Origin of the sequence: Methylopila henanensis (assembly GCF_042681025.1) — a bacterium.
Lineage (GTDB): Bacteria > Pseudomonadota > Alphaproteobacteria > Rhizobiales > Methylopilaceae > Methylopila > Methylopila henanensis.
The window spans coordinates 126,491-146,414 of sequence record NZ_JBHUER010000008.1 but is presented as its reverse complement, the minus strand read 5'-3'; the positions used below and the strand labels follow the sequence as shown (position 1 = coordinate 146,414).

Here is a 19,924-nt window from a genome sequence, read left to right as displayed (position 1 = left end):
CCCTCAGGCCGCGCCGGGGACGACGACCATCCACGGAACGCCGAAGCGGTCCGTGACCATGCCGAAGCAGGGCGAGAAGAAGGTGGGGCCGAGCGGCATCTGGATCTGGCCGCCCTCGGCGAGCGCGTCGTAGAAGCGCTTCGCCTCGTCCGCGCCGTCGGCGGAGAGCGAGACGGAGAAGCCGCGGAACGCCTCGCATTCCGGCCCGCAGCCGTCCGACATCATCAGCTCGCCGTCGCCGACTTTGAGCGTCGCGTGCAGCACGCCGCCCGCGCCGATCTTCGGGAGCATGCCCTCGGGAACAGGGTCCGGGGCGTCGGCATAGCGCAGGAACATGAGGCGCTCGGCGCCGAGCGCCTGCTCGTAGAACGCGATCGCCTCTTCGCAGCGGCTGTCGAAGAACAGATAGGCCTTGATGGCCATGGCGGCTTCCTCCGTTGGTCGTCCTCGTCAAGGACGTCCGGCGGAGGCGCGGGCCGACAGGCGGCGCCGGATTCTTTTCGGAAGCGGCGGCGCCTCCTGCGTCAGTCGTTCATCACGAGCTGACGGTTGACCGCGAGCGAGGCCATGCTGCAGAGCGCGCCCGACAGCAGGTAGACCCCGACGAAGGCCAGATCGAGCTTCGACGCCACGGTGAGCGCCACGAGCGGGGCGAAGCCCGCGCCGATCAGCCAGGCGAGGTCGGCGGTGAGCGCCGCGCCGGTGTAGCGGTACCGCGACGAGAAGTTCGAGGTCAGCGCGCCGGAGGACTGGCCGAAGGTCAGGCCGAGCAGGCCGAAGCCGATCAGGATGAAGGCCGTCTCCCCTGCGATTCCGCCGCCGAGCAGGAACGGCGTCAGCACGCTGAACACCGCGATCAGGCCGGCGCAGACGCCGAGCAGCGTGCGGCGGCCGATCCGGTCCGCGATGACGCCCGACGCGATGATGCCGACGACGCCGACGACCGCGCCGAGCATCTCGATCAGCAGGAAGTGCCGCGCCGGCAGATCGGTGAACAGCGTCACCCAGGACAGCGGGAAGATCGTGACGAGATGGAACAGCGCGAAGCTCGCGAGCGGCGCGAAGGCGCCGATCAGCACGTTGCGGCCTTCCTTCCACAGCAGTTCGAACACCGGCACCGGCTCGAGCTCGCGGGTCGACAGAAGCTGCGAATAGGCCTCGCTCAGCACCAGCCGCAGCCGCGCGAACAGCGCCACGACGTTGACGGCGAAGGCCACGAAGAACGGGTAGCGCCAGCCCCAGGACAGGAAGTCCTCTTCGGACAGCGTCGCCGTGAAATAGGCGAACAGGCCGGCGGCGAGCAGAAAGCCAAAGGGCGCGCCGAGCTGGGGCATCATCGCGTACCAGCCGCGCTTGCCCGCCGGGGAGTTGAGCGACAGCAGCGAGGCGAGGCCGTCCCAGGCGCCGGCGAGCGCCAGGCCCTGGCCGATACGGGCTGCGGCGAGCAGCCAGACGGCGGCCGCGCCAATCGACGCGTGGCCCGGCAGGAAGGCGATCGAGGCGGTGGAGCCGCCCAGCAGGAACAGCGCGATCGTCAGCTTCACGCCGCGGCCGTAGACGCGGCCGATGGTCATGAAGATCAGCGAGCCGACCGGCCGCGCGACGAAGGCGAGCGAGAAGATCGCGAAGGAGTAGAGCGTCGCCGTCAGCCGGTCGACGTCCGGGAACAGCAGCGCGGGGAACACCAGCACCGAGGCGATGCCGTAGACGAAGAAGTCGAAGAACTCGGACGTGCGGCCAATGACCACGGCGAGGGCGATCTCGCCGGGCGTGACCTTGGCGTGGCCGGTGGCGCTTTCGCGGCCGTGGCGCTCGAGTTCGGCGGTCGCTTCCATCACGCTATCGTGGCTCATCGGCTCCAACGCTTGTCAAGGCCGCCTTGCGGCTCTGCGCCTCCGGCGGCGCTCGTCCGCCCCGGTCCCGTCCGGCGTCTCGCGACGCGCTCCGCCCGACGGTTGGGCGGAGGCCGCGACCGTTCCGGCGATCGCCGTGTCTAGCGGCATCGGCGCCCGCAGGCCGATAGGACAAAGAGTCCAATGTCCCGCGCCGTCGGGCGGGCTTAACCCGGCGCCATCAAGTTCCGATCCGAGACACGGACAGCCGGCCCTTGCGCACGCTCAGAACACTCGCCGTCCTCCCCCTCCTTCTGTTCCTCGCCGGCTGCGACATGGTCGTGATGTCGCCCTCCGGCGACATCGCCGCGCAGCAGCGCGACCTGATCGTGATCTCGACCCTGCTGATGCTGCTGATCATCGTGCCGGTGATCGCGCTGACGTTCCTGTTCGCTTGGCGCTACCGCGCCTCGAACAAGGAGGCGACCTACGATCCCGACTGGCACCACTCGACTCAGCTCGAGGTGGTCATCTGGGCCGCGCCGCTGGTGATCATCATCGCGCTCGGCGCGATCACCTGGACCAGCACGCATCTGCTCGACCCGTATCGCCCGCTCGCGCGGATCGACGAGAGCCGTCCGCTGCCGGAAGGCGTCAAGCCGCTCGAGGTCCGCGCCGTAGCGCTCGACTGGAAGTGGCTGTTCATCTACCCCGACCTCGGCGTCGCGACCGTCAACGAGCTCGCCGCTCCCGTCGACACGCCGATCAACTTCCGCATCACCTCGTCCACGGTGATGAACTCGTTCTTCGTCCCGGCGCTCGCGGGCCAGATCTACGCCATGGCGGGGATGGAGACGAAGCTCCACGCCGTCATCAACAAGCCCGGCGTCTATGACGGCTTCTCCGCGAACTACAGCGGCGCCGGTTTCTCCGACATGCGCTTCAAGTTCCACGGCGTCGACCAGGCGGGCTTCGACGCCTGGGTCGCGAAGGCCAAGGAGAGCGGCCAGACGCTCGACCGCGCCGGCTATCTTGAGCTCGAGAAGCCGAGCGTGCGGGAGCCGGTGAAGCTCTACGCCAATGTCGAGAACGACCTGTTCGACGCCATCCTCAACATGTGCGTCGACACGCAGAAGATGTGCATGAAGGACATGATGCGCATCGACGCCCAGGGCGGCATGGGCAAGGCCGGCCTCGGCAACGTGTTCGCCCTGCAGTACGACAAGCCGCGCAGCCGCAGCGGGCACACGGCCCCGCAGAAGCGCTTCATCGCGGCGGTGTGCACGCCCGAGGCGCCGCGCGACGGCCAGACCGTCGAGCGCGTGACGCCGCGGCCCGACGGCCGCCGCGCCTCGGCCGCCGGCCTCCCCGTGTCGCAGACCGCCATGGCGCCCGGCGCCGCCGTTCTTCCGGAATGACAGAGTAGCTTCGATGACACCGAGCCCGGTTGAAGAGAGCGTCCTGTTCGGGCGCCTGTCGCTGAACGCGCTGCCGCTGCACGAGCCGATCCTGGTCGCGACCTTCGCGGCCGTCGCGATCGGCGGCGTCGCCGTGCTGGGCGCGCTGACCTACTACCGCCTCTGGGGCTGGCTCTGGCGCGAGTGGCTGACGTCGATCGACCACAAGAAGATCGGGATCATGTACGTGATCCTCGGCCTCGTGATGCTCCTGCGCGGCTTCGCCGACGCCATCATGATGCGCCTTCAGCAGGCGATCGCCTTCGGCGGCGCCGAGGGCTACCTGCCGCCGCACCACTACGACCAGATCTTCACCGCCCACGGCGTGATCATGATCTTCTTCGTGGCGATGCCGCTGATCACCGGCTTCATGAACTACATCGTGCCGCTGCAGATCGGCGCGCGCGACGTGGCGTTCCCGTTCCTGAACAACTTCTCGTTCTGGATGACGACGAGCGGCGCCGTTCTCGTGATGATGTCGCTGTTCGTCGGCGAGTTCGCGGCGACCGGCTGGCTCGCCTATCCGCCGCTCTCGGGCATCGCCTACAGTCCGGGCGTCGGCGTCGACTACTACATCTGGGCGCTGCAGATCGCGGGCGTCGGCACGCTGCTGTCGGGCGTGAACCTGATCGCGACCATCGTGAAGATGCGCGCGCCCGGCATGTCGATGATGCGCCTGCCGGTGTTCACCTGGACGGCGCTGTGCTCGAACGTGCTCATCGTCGCCTCCTTCCCCGTGCTGACGGCGGCGCTCGCGCTGCTGTCGCTCGACCGCTACGTCGGAACCGCGTTCTTCACGAACGATTTCGGCGGCAGCGCCATGATGTACGTGAACCTGATCTGGATCTGGGGCCACCCGGAGGTCTACATCCTGATCCTGCCGGCCTTCGGCATCTTCTCCGAAGTCGTCGCGACCTATTGCGGCAAGCGCCTGTTCGGCTACGCCTCGATGGTCTACGCGACGGTGGTCATCACCATCCTCTCGTACCTCGTCTGGCTGCACCACTTCTTCACGATGGGGTCGGGCGCGAGCGTGAACTCGTTCTTCGGCATCACGACGATGATCATCTCGATCCCGACGGGCGCGAAGATCTTCAACTGGCTGTTCACGATGTACCGCGGCCGGATCAAGTTCGACCTGCCGATGATGTGGACCGTCTCCTTCATGGTGACGTTCGTGATCGGCGGCATGACCGGCGTGCTGCTCGCCGTGCCGCCGGCCGACTTCGTGCTGCACAACTCGCTGTTCCTGATCGCGCACTTCCACAACGTGATCATCGGCGGCGTGCTGTTCGGCCTGTTCGCGGGCATCGCCTACTGGTTCCCGAAGGTCACCGGCTTCAAGCTCGACGAGTTCTGGGGCAAGATCTCGTTCTGGTGCTGGACGATCGGCTTCTACGTCGCGTTCATGCCGCTCTACGTGCTCGGCCTGATGGGCGTGACCCGCCGCGTGAGCCGGTTCGAGGACCCGTCGCTGCAGATCTTCTTCGTGATCGCGGCCTTCGGCGCCGTGCTGATCGCGGGCGGCATCGCGGCCTTCCTGGTCCAGCTCGTCGTCAGCTTCCGCAAGCGCGAGCAGCTCAAGGACACGACCGGCGATCCCTGGGGCGGGCGCACGCTCGAGTGGTCCACCTCGTCGCCGCCGCCGGCCTACAACTTCGCCTTCACGCCGGTGGTGCACGACCTCGACGCCTGGCACGACATGAAGAAGCGCGGCTACATCAGGCCGACCGACGGCTTCATGCCGATCCACATGCCCAAGAACACCTGGGCCGGCATCGTGCTCTCGGGCGTCAGCCTGGTCTGCGGCTTCGCGCTGATCTGGCACATCTGGTGGCTCGCCGCCGCGAGCTTCGCGGCGCTGGTGTCGCTCGCGATCATCCACACCTTCAACTACGCGCGCGACTTCCACATTCCCGCGGCTGAAGTGACCGCGACCGAAGCCGAGCGCACCAAGCTGCTCGCGGCCGGGGCCTGATCGCCATGAGCTCCACGACCATCGCCGCGGCGGACGCCGCCCACGCCGACGCCGCGCTCGAAAAGCCGGACCGCGGAACCGTGTTCTACCTCCGGGAGGAGCATCACCCTGAGAACGGGACGATGCTCGGCTTCTGGCTCTACCTGATGAGCGACTGTCTCATCTTCGCGGTCCTGTTCGCCTGCTACGGCGTGCTCGGACGTAACTACGCGTCGGGCCCCTCCGGCGCGGACCTGTTCGACCTGAAGCTGGTCGCGATCAACACGACCTTCCTGCTGTTCTCCTCCATCACCTATGGCTTCGCCATGCTGGAGATGGTGAAGAACCGGACCGGGACCACGCTCGCCTGGCTGTTCGTCACGCTGCTGTTCGGCCTCGCCTTCCTCGGGCTCGAACTCTATGAGTTCGCGCATCTCATCCACGAGGGCGCGACGCCGCAGCGTTCGGCGTTCCTGTCGTCGTTCTTCGCGCTGGTCGGCACCCACGGCCTGCATGTCGCCTTCGGCTGCGTCTGGCTGGTCACGCTGATGGTGCAGGTCAGCCAGCGCGGCCTGATCCCGGAGAACCGCCGCCGGCTGATGTGCCTCAGCCTGTTCTGGCACTTCCTCGACGTCGTCTGGATCGGCGTCTTCACCTTCGTCTATCTGATGGGGACGCTCTGATGGCCTCGGGAACGGACGCGCACGCCGCCGGCCACGGCGGCCACGGCCACGACGACCACCACGAAGGCGGCGAAGCCCACGGCTCCATGCGGGGCTACGTCACCGGCTTCCTGCTCTCGGCGCTGCTGACCGCGATCCCGTTCTGGATCGTGATGGGCGACGTGTTCCGCGAGCCGACCACGGCCGCGATCGTCGTGATGGTGTTCGCGGTGATCCAGATCTTCGTGCACATGATCTACTTCCTGCACATGAACTCGAAGTCGGAGAACGGCTGGACGCTGCTCGCGCTGATCTTCACGGGGGTGCTGGTGATCATCACGCTGGCGGGCTCGTTCTGGGTGATGCACCACCTGAACACCAACATGATGCCGGGCGGCCAGCACGACATGGAACAGATGCGGTGACGGCGGCCGTCGCGGGGGACATGCTCGCCCGCGACGACGCGGAGGGCGGCCGGCCGCGTTCGGGGCTGGCGCTCGCCGCGGTCGGCGTCCTCGCGCTCGCGGCCTTCGCCGGCTTCGTCGCGCTGGGGCTGTGGCAGATCGAGCGGCGCGCCTGGAAGCTCGACCTGATCTCCCGCGTCGAGACTCGCCTCGCCGCGGAGCCCGTCGCGGCGCCGGGCCCGGCCGCGTGGCCGGACGTGGACGCCGCGCGCTACGAGTATCTTCGGGTGAGGCTCTCCGGGGAGTTCGACCATGCCCGCGAGACTCTGGTCCAGGCCTCGACCGGCCTCGGCTCGGGCTACTGGGCGCTGACGCCGCTCACGACCGAGCAGGGTTTCGAGGTGCTGGTGAACCGCGGCTTCGTGCCGCCCGAGCGGCGCGATCCCGCGACCCGCGCGGACGGCCTGCCGCGCGGCCCCGCCACGGTCACGGGCCTGCTGCGGCTCACCGAACCCGACGGCGCCTTCCTGCGCTCCAACGAGCCCGACCGCGATCTCTGGCGCTCGCGCGACGTCGCCGCCATCGCCAAGGCGAAGGGGCTGACCGACGCCGCGCCGTACTTCGTGGACGCCGACGGGCGGTCGAACGCCGGCGGATGGCCGGTCGGCGGGCTGACCGTGGTCCGCTTCCGCAACAATCACCTCGTCTACGCCCTGACCTGGTTCGGGCTCGCGCTGATGGTCGCCGGCGGCGCAGGCCTGCTGGCGCGGCACGAGCTCCGTCTGCGCCGAGCGGCGCGGGGGTGATCGCGATCGGTTCGACGCTGCGGCGTCTCGCGCCGGATCGGGCGGCGCCGGACGACGGCGCCACGCGCAAGAACATGCAGCAGCTGGTCCAGCTCCGCTGGATCGCGGTCTTCGGCCAGATCGTCACCATCGCCACCGTCCATTCCGGCTTCGGCATCGCGCTGCCGCTCGCGCCGATGGCGGCGGCGCTCGCGGCGCTCGTCGCGCTCAACGCGGCGACGCTGCTGCGGCTGAAGACGCGGGCGCCGGCGACCAACGTCGAGCTCTTCCTCCAGCTCGCCTTCGACACCGCCGCGCTCGCGACCCAGCTCTATCTCAGCGGCGGCGTCACCAACCCCTTCGCCTTCCTGTTCCTGCTGCAGGTGACGCTCGGCGCCGTGCTGCTGGAGGCGTGGTCGGCCTGGGCGCTGGTGGCGCTCGCGGTCGCCTGTTTCGGCGGGCTGATCGGCTTCCATCGCCCGCTCGAACTGCCGGGCGGCGACGAGAGCGAGCTGTTCCGTCTGCACATCGAGGGCATGTTCGTCTGTTTCGCGCTCGACGCGATCCTGGTCGTGACCTTCGTCGCCCGCATGGGCCGCAACGTGCGCGAGCGCGACGCGCGGCTCGCGGACCTGCGCCAGCAGGCGGCCGAGGAGACCCATATCGTCCGCATGGGGCTGCTCGCCTCCGGCGCGGCGCATGAGCTCGGCACGCCGCTCGCGACGCTCGACGTGATCCTGAACGACTGGCGGCGGATGCCGGCGCTCGCCCACAACGCCGAGCTGCTCGACGAGATCGAGGACATGCAGGCCGAGGTGCGGCGCTGCAAGGCGATCGTCACGGGCATCCTGCTCTCGGCCGGCGAGGCGCGCGGCGACGCTCCCGTGGTGACGACGGTCGCGGCCTTCCTCGACGACGTCGTCGCCGATCGCCGGGCGGCCCGGCCGGTCGGCGTGATCGCCTACGAGAACGACTTCGGCGAGGACCAGCCGATCGTCTCGGACACCGGCCTGAAGCAGGTGATCGCCACCGTCATCGACAACGCCATCGACGCCTCGCCGCACTGGGTCGGGGTGACGGCGTCGCGCGAGCAGGACGCGCTCGTGATCGCGGTCGCGGACGACGGGCCGGGCTTCGCGCCCGAGATGCTGGCGAATTTCGGCAAGCCCTACAGCTCGACCAAGGGGCGGCCCGGAGGGGGACTGGGACTCTTTCTGGTGGTAAACGTGGTCCGCAAGCTCGGGGGGGCGGCCGTCGCCGCCAACCGTCCGGGCGGCGGGGCGATCGTCACCCTGACGCTCCCGCTTGCGGCTCTCGCCATCGGGAAGGCTCGTGAGGATGTCGGCTGACCGACTGCTGGTGATCGTCGAGGACGACCCGAAGTTCTCGCAGACGCTCGCGCGCTCGTTCGAGCGCCGGGGCTACGAGGCCCTCCGGGCCGCGAGCCTTGAGGAGCTGCAGGAGCTGCTCAAGACGCGCTCGCCGGCCTTCGCGGTGGTGGATCTCAAGCTCGCCAACGGCTCGTCCGGCCTCGCCTGCGTGCAGGCGCTGCACGCCCACGACCCCGAGATCAACATCGTGGTGCTGACCGGCTTCGCCAGCATCGCGACCGCCGTGGAGGCGATCAAGCTCGGGGCCCGGCACTATCTTGCCAAGCCCTCGAACACCGACGACATCGAGGCCGCCTTCGAGCGGGTGGAGGGCGACGTCGCCGCGCCGCTGACCGAGCGCGCGACCTCGATCAAGACGTTGGAATGGGAGCATATCCATCAGGTCTTGATGGAGACCGACTTCAACATCTCCGAGACCGCGCGGCGGTTGGGCATGCATCGCCGGACGCTCGCCCGCAAGCTCGAGAAGCAGCAGGTGAAGTGAGCCGGCGTCAGCCGGCCGCGAGCGCGAGCGCGAGCGCCAGCGCCGCCGCGAGCGAGGCGACCGTCCGGACGTGGTTCCAGCGCGTCCACGGCCCGCGATAGGCGGCCCACCGCGCCTCCGCGTCGCCATGGCCCGGCGGCGTTGCTTTCAGGCGCTCGTTCAGCGGCACGTTGCAGGCGATCGTCACGCCGAGCGTCCCGGCGGCGTAGAGCGCGGCGCCGGCGACGGCCGCGGGGGAGAGGGACCAGGCCGCGCCGACGAGCGCGAGCGCGCCGGTCCCGAAGAAGACGGCGAAGAAGCCGGCGTTCAGGACCGTGAGGTTGACCGCCTGCATCGCCGCGATCGCCTCGCGGGCGGGGAGCCGGTCGAGCGCCCGCATCACGAAATTCGAGAACGCGAAGAACAGGCCGCCGATCAGCCCGGCGCCGACCGAGGCCGCGAGGAGAAGCGCGTCGGGACCCGCCGTGACGGACATCGGCTCAGCTCCATGCATGAGAAGGGCTCATCCCCATAAAAGGCGATACATCGTCGCTTTTGTCGCGTCGAAGGGAGGCGTCCGGATTTTCTCGCGTCGTCGATCGTTTCTAAGCTTCGCCGGAAGCGCCTCTAAGCGCTGCGCGCAGACCGTGCCGAGTGGCCGGCGCATGCCTGAGCGCGGCGACTTTGCGCTTGCGGAGGCCGCCGCTTTGTGGCCTTCGAACCTGAGACAGGCCGGGCCGTCGCCCGGACCCCACGCCAACCGAGGCCATCGCCTTCGATGACGGCTGATCGTCGGAGCGCTCCGCAGAACATGCTGCGCCGCTTCATCTCCTATTACCGGCCGTATCGCGGCCTGTTCGTGCTCGACTTCTCCGCGGCGGTCGCCTCGGGCCTGCTCGAGCTCGGCTTCCCCATGGCGGTGAAGCTGTTCGTCGACGAACTGCTGCCGAGCCAAGACTGGCAGCTCGTGGTGCTGGCGGCCTTCGGCCTCGCCGCGATCTATATCGTCAACACCGGACTAATGGTGGTGGTCACCTACTGGGGCCACATGCTCGGGATCAACATCGAGACCGAGATGCGCCGCAGGGCGTTCGACCACCTGCAGAAGCTGTCCTTCGGCTATTTCGACAATCAGAAGACGGGCCATCTCGTCGGCCGCCTCACCAAGGATCTCGAGGAGATCGGCGAGGTCGCCCATCACGGGCCGGAAGACCTGTTCATCGCCGTGATGACGCTGATCGGCGCCTTCACGCTGATGTTCATGGTCAATGTGGAGCTGGCGCTGATCACGGTCGCCGTCGCGCCGCTGACCGCGTGGATCACCGGCCGCTACGGCGGGCGGATGACGCGCAACTGGCGCGAGCTCTACGGCCGCGTCGGCGCCTTCAACGCCCGCATCGAGGAGAATGTCGGCGGCATCCGCGTGGTGCAGGCCTTCGCCAACGAGGAGCACGAGCGCCAGCTGTTCGCGCGCGACAACAGCGGCTACCGCGAGACGAAGCTCGCAGCCTACCGGATCATGGCCGCGACCGCGTCGCTGAGCTACCTCAGCATGCGCTTCACCCAGATCGTGGTGATGGTCGCCGGCAGCTACTTCGTCATCACCGGCCAGCTCAGCCATGGCGGCTTCGTCGGCTTCCTGCTGCTGATCGGCGCCTTCTTCCGGCCGCTCGAGAAGATCAACGCCGTCATCGAGACCTATCCTAAGGGCGTCGCGGGCTTCCGGCGCTACTGCGAGTTCCTGGACACGGCGCCGGACATCGTCGATAGGCCGGATGCGAAGCCCTCGGGCGCGCTGCGGGGCGACATCTCCTATCGGGGCGTCAGCTTCGGCTACGCGCCGGACAAGCCGGTGCTCGAGAATGTCGACCTCGACATCCGCGCCGGCGAGACCATCGCATTCGTCGGCCCCTCTGGGGCCGGCAAGACCACGATCTGCTCGCTGCTGCCGCGTTTCTACGAGGTCAGCGCCGGCCGGATCGCGATCGACGGCGTCGACATCCGGGACATGACGCTCGCCTCGCTGCGGAGCCAGATCGGCGTCGTGCAGCAGGACGTGTTCCTGTTCGCCGGCACGATCCGCGAGAACATCGCCTATGGCCGCCTCGGGGCGCCGGACGAGGACGTCATGGAGGCCGCCCGCCGAGCCCGGCTCGAGGACATGATCGCCCGGCTGCCGGACGGGCTCGACACCGTCATCGGCGAGCGCGGCGTCAAGCTCTCCGGCGGCCAGAAGCAGCGGCTCGCCATCGCGCGCATGTTCCTGAAGAACCCGCCGATCCTGATCCTCGACGAGGCCACCTCCGCGCTCGACGCCGAGACCGAGCGCGCGATCCAGCGTTCGCTGACGGAGCTCGCCAAGGGGCGGACCACGCTCGTGATCGCGCACCGCCTGACCACGATCCGCGACGCCGACCGCATCGTCGTGGTCGACAAGCGCGGCATCGTCGAGCAGGGCCGGCACCACGACCTCATCACCAGCGAGGGCGTCTACCGGCGCCTGCACGAGGCGCAGTTCGCGGAGACGCCGCTGCGCAGCGCATGAGCGCCGGCTACGATCTCGACCGCTTCGTCGCGGCGCAGGAGCCGGTCTTCTCCCAGGCGCTCGCCGAACTGAAGGCGGGCGAGAAGCGCAGCCACTGGATGTGGTTCGTGTTTCCCCAGCTCAAGGGACTGGGGGCGTCGCCCACGGCGGCGTTCTACGGCGTCGCGTCGCTCGGCGAGGCGCGGGCCTATCTCGCGCATCCCGTGCTGGGCCCCCGGCTCGAAGAGGCCGTGACGGCGGCGCTCCAGTGGGAGGGCCGGCCGCTGAGACACATCTTCGGGACGCCCGACGACCTCAAGTTCCGCTCGTCCATGACGCTGTTCGCGGCCGCCGCCGACGGCGACGGCCCTTACGCCTCCGCGATCGCGCGCCTGTGCGGCGGCGAGCCGGACCCGCGCACCCTGGCGCTGCTCGGGCGTGGAGACGCCGCATGATCGACGTCGCGATCGTCGGCGCGGGCGCGGCGGGGATCGCCGCCGGCCGGCGCCTCGCGGACGCCGGCCTCGCCGTGCGGCTGATCGAGGCGCGCCCGCGGATCGGCGGCCGCGCCTTCACGGCGGCCCACGCGCCCGGCCCGCTCGATCTCGGCTGCGGCTGGCTGCATTCGGCGGACGACAATCCCTGGACCGCGATCGCGGAGGCGCAGGGCAGGGCGATCGACCGGACCCTGCCGCCGTGGATGCGCCGGGCCGTGGCGGCGGGATTCCCCGGGCCGGACCAGCAGGCCTTCCGCGACGCGAGCGACGCGCTGTCGGAACGGGTCGCCGCCGCTGCGGCGCAGGACGGCCCGGACCGCGCCGTCGCCGACCTGATCGAGCCGGGCGGCCGCTGGAACGGGCTGCTCGGCGCCGTCAGCACCTGGGTGAGCGGGGCCGAGCCCGAGCGTGTCTCGGCGCGCGACCTCGCCGCCTACCACGACACGGGCGTGAACTGGCGGACGCCGGATGGCTACGGCGCGGTGATCGCCGCCCACGGGCGCGGGCTCGACGTGGCGCTCGGCTGCCCGGTCTCCCGCATCGATCATTCCGGAGCCGTCATCCTGCTTGAGACGCCCCGCGGCGCGATTGAGGCCCGGCGCGTGATCGTCGCGGTTCCGAGCGCGCTGATCGCGGACGAGGCGATCGCCTTCACCCCGGCGCTGCCGCGCAAGGTCGAGGCGGCGCGGGGGCTTCCGCTCGGGCTCGCCGACAAGCTGTTCCTGACGCTCGACCACGCGGACGAGTTCGCGGCGGAGTCCCGCGTCTTCGGCCACACCGACCGCGTCGCGACCGGCGCCTACCACATCAGGCCCTTCGGCCGGCCGCTGATCGAGGCCTACTTCGGCGGCGAGCTCGCCGAAGCGCTGGAGCGGGAGGGCGAGGGGGCTTTCGCGGCCCATGCCGTCGCGGAGCTCAAGGGCGTGTTCGGCGCCGCCTTCGCCCGACGGCTCGCGCCGCTCGACATCCACCCCTGGCGCGCGGACCCCTACGCGCGGGGCTCCTATTCCTACGCCGCGCCCGGCCGCGCGGGCGACCGCGCGGTTCTCGCCGAGCCGGTCGACGGACGGCTGTTCTTCGCGGGAGAGGCCTGCTCCGAACGGGACTACTCCACCGCCCACGGCGCCTACCGCACGGGGATCGCGGCCGCCGAGGCCATCCTTGCCGCGTGAGGGCGTCCGGCCGGCGCAATGCAGATGCGACGCCGTGCGATCTTCCGCTTCGATCGCATTTGTGTAATGAGCCCGCGCACCGGATCTGTGAAGGCGGACGCCTCGATCCACGGCCGCGGCTGCGGCCGGCGTTCCTGGTCCGCAAACGTTGTTGAACCCGCCTGGATCCAAGGGCGCGTTCGAGCGAACGAGACGGAAACGATGAGCAAATATCTTGAGGAGCGCGTGACCGAGGTCCGCCACTGGACCGACACGCTGTTCAGCTTCCGGACCACCCGCGACCAGTCGTTCCGGTTCCGGAACGGCGAGTTCACGATGATCGGCATCGAGGTCGACGGCAAGCCGCTGGTGCGCGCCTATTCGGTCGCGACGGCGAATTACGACGACGAGCTCGAGTTCTTCTCGATCAAGGTGCCGGACGGCCCGCTGACCTCGCGGCTGCAGCACCTCAAGGTGGGCGACCCGATCCTCGTCGGCCGCAAGGCGACGGGCACGCTTGTCATCGACAACCTGCTGCCGGGCAAGCACCTCTACCTGCTCGGCACCGGCACCGGCCTCGCGCCGTTCCTGTCGATCATCAAGGACCCGGAAGCCTATGAGCGCTTCGACAAGGTGGTTCTGGTCCATGGCTGCCGCCATGTGAACGAGCTCGCCTACGGCGAGATGATTACCGAGGATCTGCCGAAGGACGAGCTTATCGGCGATCTCATCCGCGAGAAGCTGGTCTACTACCCGACCGTCACCCGCGAGCCGTTCCGCAACCGCGGCCGGATCACCGACCTGATGACCTCGGGCAAGCTGTTCGAGGACATCGGCCTGCCGCCGATGTCGATCGAGAACGACCGCTTCATGCTGTGCGGTTCGCCCGACATGATCCGCGACACGCGGCAGCTGCTGGACGATCTCGGCTATGTCGAGGGCAACCACGGCGAGGCCGGCCATTTCGTGATCGAGAAGGCCTTCGTCGAGAAGTGACGTCGCCTCGCCGACGGGCGCGGTCGTTTCAGTCGCGTAACGACAGGCCCGCCACGCGCGGGCTCGTGCGGCGGGGTCGAGGACCGATCCCCGCGCACGCCGGCGCGTGATCGCGTCCGCCTGACCCGATCCGCCGCCGCGGATCGGCGACCTCTTTCCAGCTTCCGTCAAAAACATCGTCAGGCCGTCCGGCGCGGCTCGCGCATCCGCCGCGGCCGGTCGCGGCGCCGTGTCGACGATCATTATTTGACTTATTCAATCGATTTAATGATTAAATGGCCTCTCGCAGCCTCCTATGGAGCGACAGCGTGGCCCGGCCCTGCGATTCACCGCCGTCCCTTCATCCGTCGTGGACGGACGCGCTCGCCGTCGCCGTCGCGGGCAGGCCGCCCTCTCAGGACCAGCACCCATGACCGAAGCTCCCTCATCGTCACGCCTGTCCCGACGCAAGCTGCTCCAGCTCGCCGGCGTCGCCGGCGCGGGCGTCGCGCCCTTCAGCGCGATGGCGCTGCCGGCGCTGCGGCCGGCGGCCGCTCCGTTCGACCCTCTGGCGGAGATCTGCCGCACCGTCGTTCCGGTCGCCGGACCGGGAGGAGCGCCGGTGAAGCTCAAGCTGGCCTGGAACGCGACCGCGATCTGCACCGCCTCCGCGCCGGTCGCGCAGGAGGCCGGCATTTTCGCGCGGCATGGGCTCGAGATCGAGTTCGTGAACTTCGGCGGCTCGACCGAGACGCTGCTGGAGGCGATCGCGACCGGCAAGGCCGACGCCGGCATCGGCATGGCGCTCCGCTGGCTGAAGCCGCTCGAGCAGGGCTTCGACGTCAAGCTCACGGCCGGCATCCACGGCGGCTGCCTGCGCCTGCTCGCCGCGAAGGACAGCGGGATCAGGACGCTCACGGACCTCAAGGGCAAGGCGGTCGCAATCAGCGATCAGGCGAGCCCGGCGAAAAACTTCTTCTCGATCGCGCTCGCGAAGGCCGGGCTCAATCCGGAGACCGACGTCGAATGGCGGCAATATCCGGGCGAGCTGCTGCCGCTCGCGATCGAGAAGGGCGAGGTCCAGGCGCTCGCGGATTCCGACCCAAAGACGTTCATCTGGCTGAAGGAGCCGAAGTTGGTCGAGGTCGCCACCAACCTGACCGGCGACTACAAGGACCGCACCTGCTGCCTGCTCGCCGTGCGCGGCTCGCTGGTGCGCGACGACCGGCCGGTCGCGACCGCGCTCACCAAGGCGCTGCTCGAGGCCGGCCACCGCGTCGGCACGGATCCGCGCTACGCCGCGGAAGCCTTCGCCAAGTACGGCGGCAAGGGCTCGATCGACGACCTCGCCACGATCCTGACGACGCAGGACCACAACCACCGCCCGATCGCGGACGACCTCAAGCGCCAGATCGTCGCCTATGGCGAGGAGCTGAAGCTGGTGAACGTGTTCAAGCCGCGGACCGACCTGCAGAAATTCGCGGATCGCGTCTACGCCGACGTGCTGACCGCGAGCTGAGGAGGCGACATGACCGCCATCTACGACAGCATCGAGGAAGCCGCCGCGCTGGAGCGCGGGCCGGTCCAGAAAAGGCGGCGCTTTCCGGTGGTGGAGACCGGCGCGGCGTTCGCCTGGATCGCGGCCGGCGCCGTGACGGGCCTGCTCCAGGAGACCGGCGACTTCGGCTACACGCAGGAGTTCGCCGCGCTCCTCACCGGCGTCGGCGCCACGATCCTGCTGCTCGCCTTCGGCGGGCGCTGGTCGGACGGGGTCGCCGCGCGCCTCCGCCACGCCGCGCCGTGGTTCACGGCGATCGGCTTCGCGCTCGGCGGCTGGGAGCTCGTCACCGCCAAGCTCGAACTCCTGCCGATGCCGTTCTTCCCGCCGCCGCAGGCGATCCTCGAGGTCTATCTCGACGACTACGCGAGGCTGCTGGAGAGCCTCGCGGCGTCGGCGAAGCTGCTCGCGGTCGGCTATCTCTTCGGCGCGACCGCCGGCTTCGTGCTCGGCGTCGCGGTCGGCTGGTCGCAGATCGTCGCCTACTGGACGCACCCGATCCTGCGTTTCGTCGGGCCGCTGCCGGCGACCGCATGGCTGCCGCTCGCCTTCTTCCTGTTTCCGTCGAGCTGGAGCGCCAGCACCTTCCTGATCGCCCTCGCGACCGGCTTCCCCGTGACGGTGCTCACCTGGTCGGGAGTCGCGAGCGTCCATTCCGGCTATTACGACGTCGCGCGCACGCTCGGCGCGAGCCGCGCCTTCCTCGTGCTGAAGGTCGCGATCCCGGCGGCGCTGCCCCACGTCTTCGTCGGCCTGTTCATGGGCCTCGGCTCGTCCTTCGCGGTGCTGGTGGTGGCCGAGATGCTGGGCGTGAAGGCCGGGCTCGGCTGGTACCTGCAATGGGCCCAGGGCTGGGCCTCCTACGCCAACATGTACGCTGCGCTGATCGTGCTCGCGCTCGGCTGCTCGGGGCTGATCACCGCGCTGTTCAAGATCCGCGACCGGCAGCTCACCTGGCAGAAGGGCGTCGTCCGGTGGTGAGCGCGGCGGCGCGGGCGCCGGCCCCCTTTGATCTCGGCGGAGCGCTCTCGGTCCGCGACGTCTCCCACCGCTTCGAGCTCGAGGGCAAGCCGCTGCCGGTGCTCGACCGGATCACGCTCGACGTCGCGCCGGGCGAATTCGTCGCGCTGCTCGGACCTTCGGGCTGCGGGAAGTCGACGCTGCTCCGCCTCGTCGCGGGGCTGGAGCCGCCGACCGCCGGGCGGCTGATCTTCGACGGCGACGACATCGCCGGCCCCGATCCCTCGCGCGTCGTCGTGTTCCAGGACCCGACGCTGTTCCCTTGGCGGACGGTCGAGGCCAATGTGGCGCTCGGCCTGGAGGCGCAGGGTCTCTTGAAGACGCATCGCCACCGCGTCGCGGAGGCGCTCGCGCTCGTCGGCCTCTCGGAGTTCGCCTCGGCCTATCCGCACCAGCTCTCGGGCGGCATGGCGCAGCGCGCTGCGCTCGCCCGCGCGCTGGTCAACGACCCGCGGCTGCTGATCCTCGACGAGCCGCTCGGCAAGCTCGACTCGCTCACGCGCCTGACGATGCAGGGCGAACTCGCGCGGCTCTGGCAGGAGGCCGGCTTCAGCGCGCTGCTGGTCACCCACGACGTCGAGGAGGCGCTCGTGCTGGCCGACCGCGTGGTGGTGCTCAGCCCGCGGCCGGCGCGCATCCTCGCCGAAGTGCGCGTCAGCGAGCCGCGTCCGCGCGCCCGGGACGGCGCCGCGCTCGTCCGTCAGCGCCGCGAAATCCTCGAGCTGCTCGCCTGAGCGGCCCGCGCGGCCTCAAGCCTGTCACAGGAGACGCCACATGACCGATCAGGCCGCGGCCGACGCCGCCGCTCTGGAAGCGCTTCGGCTGCTGGGGCCGGCGCCCGAGAACTGGGCTCCGATTCCCGAGGGCGTCGACCACAACGTGCTCGTCGTCGGCGCGGGCCAATCCGGCGCCGCCATCGCCTTCGCGCTGGCGCGCGCCGGCGTCGGCGGGGTCTCCGTGATCGACGCGGAAAACAGCGCGGCCGCGACCGGCGTCTGGCGGACAACGGCGCGGATGCTCAAGCTCAGGACGCCGAAGTCCCTGCCGGGACCGGAGCTCGGCCTGCCCGCGCTGAGCTTCCAGGCCTGGCGCGAGGCGCGCCATGGCCGCGAGGCCTACGCCGCGATCGACCGCATCGCGCGGACGGACTGGGCGGACTATCTGGCCTGGCACGCCCGCGTCACCGGCTTCGCGCCGCGGCGCGGCGTGCGGCTGGACCGGATCGAGCCGGCCGGCGGCGCGTTCCGCCTGCATCTCGAGACCGACGCGGGCGGCCATGTCGAAACCGCGCGCAAGATCGTGCTCGCAAACGGGTTTCTCGGCGCGGGCGGTCCGTTCACGCCGCACGAGCTGCGCGGCCTGCCGCCGGACCGGCTCGCCCACACCTCTGACGCGATCGATTTCGCGGCGCTGAAGGGCCGGCGGGTCGCGGTCATCGGCGGGGCCGCGTCCGCCTTCGACGCGGCCGGCGCGGCGCTCGAGGCCGGCGCGGCCGACGTCCGGCTGTTCGTCCGCCGCCCGGCGCTCGCCAACCTTCCGGTTTCGCGCGCGCGGGCCTATCCCGGCGCCTATGACAACTACCCCGCGCTGCCGGACGCGCTGAAGTGGCGGACGGCGCTGTGGTTCCGCCGCGCCGGCTCGACCACGACCACCGACGCGATCGAGCGCCTGCTGGCGTTCCCGAACGCCCGGCTTCACCTCGGCCTGACGCTGCGCGCCGCGAGCGAGACCGCGGACGGCGTCGCGCTGGACTTCGGCGGCGAGCGGCATTTCGCGGATGTGGTGATCGCGGGCACGGGCTACGTCGCCGAGCCCGGACTGCGGCCAGAGCTCCGCGACTTCGCCGGCGACATCCTGCGTTGGCGCGACGTCTACGAGCCGCCGGCGGGCGAGGAGGACGCCGGCCTCGGCGCGCATCCCTATCTCGGGCCGGGCCACGCCTATCGCGGCCGGACGCCCGAGGCCTCGGCGTTCCTCCGGCACATCCATGTGTTCAATCCGAGCGCCTTCGTCAGCTACGGGCTGCCGGTCGGCGACGTGCCGAGCGTGAAGCGCGACGTGCCGGGCGTGGTCGCGCAGATCAGCCGCGACCTGTTCCTCGCCGATCTCGACGCCCACGCGGCGCGCATCGCAGGCGAGGTGCCGCCGGATTTCGAGCCGTCGCTTTACGCGCCGCTGCTTGGATCCCGGTCCGGCGTTCTGGCCGCGGAATAGGGAGCGGCGGGGCCCCGCGGCGCGGGGCCCCTCGGTCGCTGTCGCGGCGTCAGCCCGCGCGGTTGTCCTTGCGGGCCTGCGCCGCTTTGGTGCGCTGGGAGACGCGGCCCACCACGCCCGGATGCACGCGCGTCTTGCGCCGCTCGCTGGTGACCGGGCGCATGCCGTCGTCGGCGGTCGGCCCGGTTTCGGGCCGGCGCGCGTCGCCGGCCTGCCGCTTGAGCCGCAGCGCCTTGCGCGCCGCGCTCTGCAGGTCCTCCCGCGCCTTCAACTGATGGCGGCGCGAAATCTCGCCGTTCAGGCGCTTGATGGCCGCGCCGAACACCTGCTTGCGCCGCGACGGCCTGTCGGCCTCGCCAGGGAAACTGCCGCCGCGGCTTTCCGCGGTCCCCTTGGACTGGCGACGAAGCTGGCGGTGAAACGTTCGTTCCTTGTCCTGCGCGTCACGAAGTCGCTTGTTCAGATCAATCAGCTCCTGAAACCCGAGTTCGTAAGCTTTCGGAAAATGAGATCGGGCGACGAGGTCGGCCTCATACTTGGAAAGGACGGCGCGTTCGCTTCTTGTTGCTTGAGACATCGGCGTCATATCCTCTGAAATATATGGCGTCGAACGAGGATTTAGGAAAAATGTTCGCGGCGTCGAGGCGGGGCGCGTTCACGCTTTCGCAAGGCCTCCCGCGATCGGCGTGGCTGTCGTTCGTGAGGACGGCCGGCGTCGTGGCCGGGCGCGGCGGATGGCGGCGATCGCGCCGGCAGCGCCTTACGGCGCTGCGCGCTCGTCCAGCAAACTGAAGAGGGTTCGGAAGATTGGCTGGGGGACCTGGATTCGAACCAGGACTGACCGAGTCAGAGTCGGTAGTTCTACCGTTAAACTATCCCCCACCGTCGTCGTCCGCGGCTGGAACGGCCGGCCGCGGCGACGCTTCGGAGCTTGCGCCCCGTCGTGGTCCGCTCCCTCTAACGGGTTCGTCTCGGCGAGGCAAGGGCAAAGCGCGGCGGGGAGCCAGGACGTTCCGGCTGGCGTCGCGCCGACC

Annotated in this window: 19 protein-coding genes and 1 tRNA gene; 15 read left to right on the top strand and 5 right to left on the bottom strand. The window is 69.8% G+C overall.

The features are described from left to right. Window positions 1–3: 3 nt before the first annotated feature. Complete coding sequence (locus tag ACFSCV_RS11195; protein ID WP_378799665.1) at window positions 4–423, bottom strand: VOC family protein; 420 nt, start codon at window positions 421–423, stop codon at window positions 4–6. Between the two features lie 101 nt (window positions 424–524). Then, complete coding sequence (locus ACFSCV_RS11190; RefSeq protein ID WP_378799664.1) at window positions 525–1,853, bottom strand: MFS transporter; 1,329 nt, start codon at window positions 1,851–1,853, stop codon at window positions 525–527. A 254-nt stretch (window positions 1,854–2,107) separates the two neighbouring features. On the opposite strand from ACFSCV_RS11190, the gene cyoA reads away from it, so the two are divergent. From cyoA to ACFSCV_RS11155, 7 genes are all read left to right on the top strand, one after another. Beyond that, window positions 2,108–3,250: a ubiquinol oxidase subunit II gene (gene cyoA, locus ACFSCV_RS11185; protein WP_378799663.1), complete on the top strand. Its 1,143-nt coding sequence runs from the start codon at window positions 2,108–2,110 to the stop codon at window positions 3,248–3,250. 13 nt (window positions 3,251–3,263) lie between these two features. Next, on the top strand, window positions 3,264–5,267 hold the full coding sequence (gene cyoB / locus ACFSCV_RS11180) for a cytochrome o ubiquinol oxidase subunit I (protein WP_378799662.1): 2,004 nt from the start codon (window positions 3,264–3,266) through the stop codon (window positions 5,265–5,267). Beyond that, window positions 5,264–5,929 carry a cytochrome o ubiquinol oxidase subunit III gene (gene cyoC, locus ACFSCV_RS11175; protein WP_378799931.1) on the top strand — a complete coding sequence of 222 codons (666 nt, stop codon included), beginning with the start codon at window positions 5,264–5,266 and terminating at the stop codon, window positions 5,927–5,929. The genes cyoB and cyoC overlap by 4 nt, the downstream gene beginning before the upstream one ends. Further along, window positions 5,929–6,333 carry a cytochrome o ubiquinol oxidase subunit IV gene (cyoD, locus tag ACFSCV_RS11170; protein WP_378799661.1) on the top strand — a complete coding sequence of 135 codons (405 nt, stop codon included), beginning with the start codon at window positions 5,929–5,931 and terminating at the stop codon, window positions 6,331–6,333. The genes cyoC and cyoD overlap by 1 nt, the downstream gene beginning before the upstream one ends. Further along, window positions 6,330–7,118 carry an SURF1 family protein gene (locus ACFSCV_RS11165; RefSeq protein ID WP_378799660.1) on the top strand — a complete coding sequence of 263 codons (789 nt, stop codon included), beginning with the start codon at window positions 6,330–6,332 and terminating at the stop codon, window positions 7,116–7,118. Before cyoD ends, ACFSCV_RS11165 begins: the two co-directional genes overlap by 4 nt. 74 nt (window positions 7,119–7,192) lie before the next feature. Further along, window positions 7,193–8,446 (top strand): ATP-binding protein, encoded by a 1,254-nt coding sequence (locus ACFSCV_RS11160; protein WP_378799930.1) that lies wholly within the window; start codon window positions 7,193–7,195, stop codon window positions 8,444–8,446. Then, on the top strand, window positions 8,436–8,972 hold the full coding sequence (locus tag ACFSCV_RS11155) for a response regulator transcription factor (protein WP_378799659.1): 537 nt from the start codon (window positions 8,436–8,438) through the stop codon (window positions 8,970–8,972). Before ACFSCV_RS11160 ends, ACFSCV_RS11155 begins: the two co-directional genes overlap by 11 nt. Window positions 8,973–8,979: 7 nt before the next feature. On the opposite strand, the gene ACFSCV_RS11150 is transcribed toward ACFSCV_RS11155, so the two are convergent. Then, complete coding sequence (locus ACFSCV_RS11150) at window positions 8,980–9,447, bottom strand: anthrone oxygenase family protein (RefSeq protein WP_378799658.1); 468 nt, start codon at window positions 9,445–9,447, stop codon at window positions 8,980–8,982. A 315-nt stretch (window positions 9,448–9,762) separates the two neighbouring features. On the opposite strand from ACFSCV_RS11150, the gene ACFSCV_RS11145 reads away from it, so the two are divergent. The 8 genes from ACFSCV_RS11145 to ACFSCV_RS11110 all read left to right on the top strand — a co-directional run bounded on the left by ACFSCV_RS11145 (window position 9,763) and on the right by ACFSCV_RS11110 (window position 18,890). Next, window positions 9,763–11,496, top strand: a complete 1,734-nt coding sequence (locus ACFSCV_RS11145; RefSeq protein ID WP_378799929.1) for an ABC transporter ATP-binding protein — start codon at window positions 9,763–9,765, stop codon at window positions 11,494–11,496. Then, a complete protein-coding gene (locus ACFSCV_RS11140) occupies window positions 11,493–11,930 on the top strand; it encodes a DUF1810 domain-containing protein (protein ID WP_378799657.1) in 438 nt (145 codons plus the stop codon). Before ACFSCV_RS11145 ends, ACFSCV_RS11140 begins: the two co-directional genes overlap by 4 nt. After that, window positions 11,927–13,144 (top strand): flavin monoamine oxidase family protein, encoded by a 1,218-nt coding sequence (locus ACFSCV_RS11135; protein WP_378799656.1) that lies wholly within the window; start codon window positions 11,927–11,929, stop codon window positions 13,142–13,144. Before ACFSCV_RS11140 ends, ACFSCV_RS11135 begins: the two co-directional genes overlap by 4 nt. Window positions 13,145–13,345: 201 nt before the next feature. Then, window positions 13,346–14,119: a ferredoxin--NADP reductase gene (locus tag ACFSCV_RS11130; protein ID WP_378799655.1), complete on the top strand. Its 774-nt coding sequence runs from the start codon at window positions 13,346–13,348 to the stop codon at window positions 14,117–14,119. A 409-nt stretch (window positions 14,120–14,528) separates the two neighbouring features. Then, entirely contained in the window at window positions 14,529–15,617 is a 1,089-nt protein-coding gene (locus tag ACFSCV_RS11125; RefSeq protein ID WP_378799654.1) for an ABC transporter substrate-binding protein, read from the top strand. A gap of 9 nt (window positions 15,618–15,626) precedes the next feature. Next, window positions 15,627–16,637, top strand: a complete 1,011-nt coding sequence (locus tag ACFSCV_RS11120) for an ABC transporter permease (RefSeq protein ID WP_378799653.1) — start codon at window positions 15,627–15,629, stop codon at window positions 16,635–16,637. Continuing rightward, window positions 16,631–17,410, top strand: a complete 780-nt coding sequence (locus tag ACFSCV_RS11115; protein WP_378799652.1) for an ABC transporter ATP-binding protein — start codon at window positions 16,631–16,633, stop codon at window positions 17,408–17,410. The genes ACFSCV_RS11120 and ACFSCV_RS11115 overlap by 7 nt, the downstream gene beginning before the upstream one ends. 40 nt (window positions 17,411–17,450) lie before the next feature. Beyond that, window positions 17,451–18,890 carry an NAD(P)-binding domain-containing protein gene (locus ACFSCV_RS11110; protein ID WP_378799651.1) on the top strand — a complete coding sequence of 480 codons (1,440 nt, stop codon included), beginning with the start codon at window positions 17,451–17,453 and terminating at the stop codon, window positions 18,888–18,890. A gap of 49 nt (window positions 18,891–18,939) precedes the next feature. Here the strand turns inward: ACFSCV_RS11110 and ACFSCV_RS11105 are convergent, their stop codons facing one another. Beyond that, entirely contained in the window at window positions 18,940–19,467 is a 528-nt protein-coding gene (locus ACFSCV_RS11105; RefSeq protein WP_378799650.1) for a hypothetical protein, read from the bottom strand. 231 nt (window positions 19,468–19,698) lie between these two features. Further along, window positions 19,699–19,772 (bottom strand) — tRNA-Gln (locus ACFSCV_RS11100). Window positions 19,773–19,924: the final 152 nt, after the last annotated feature.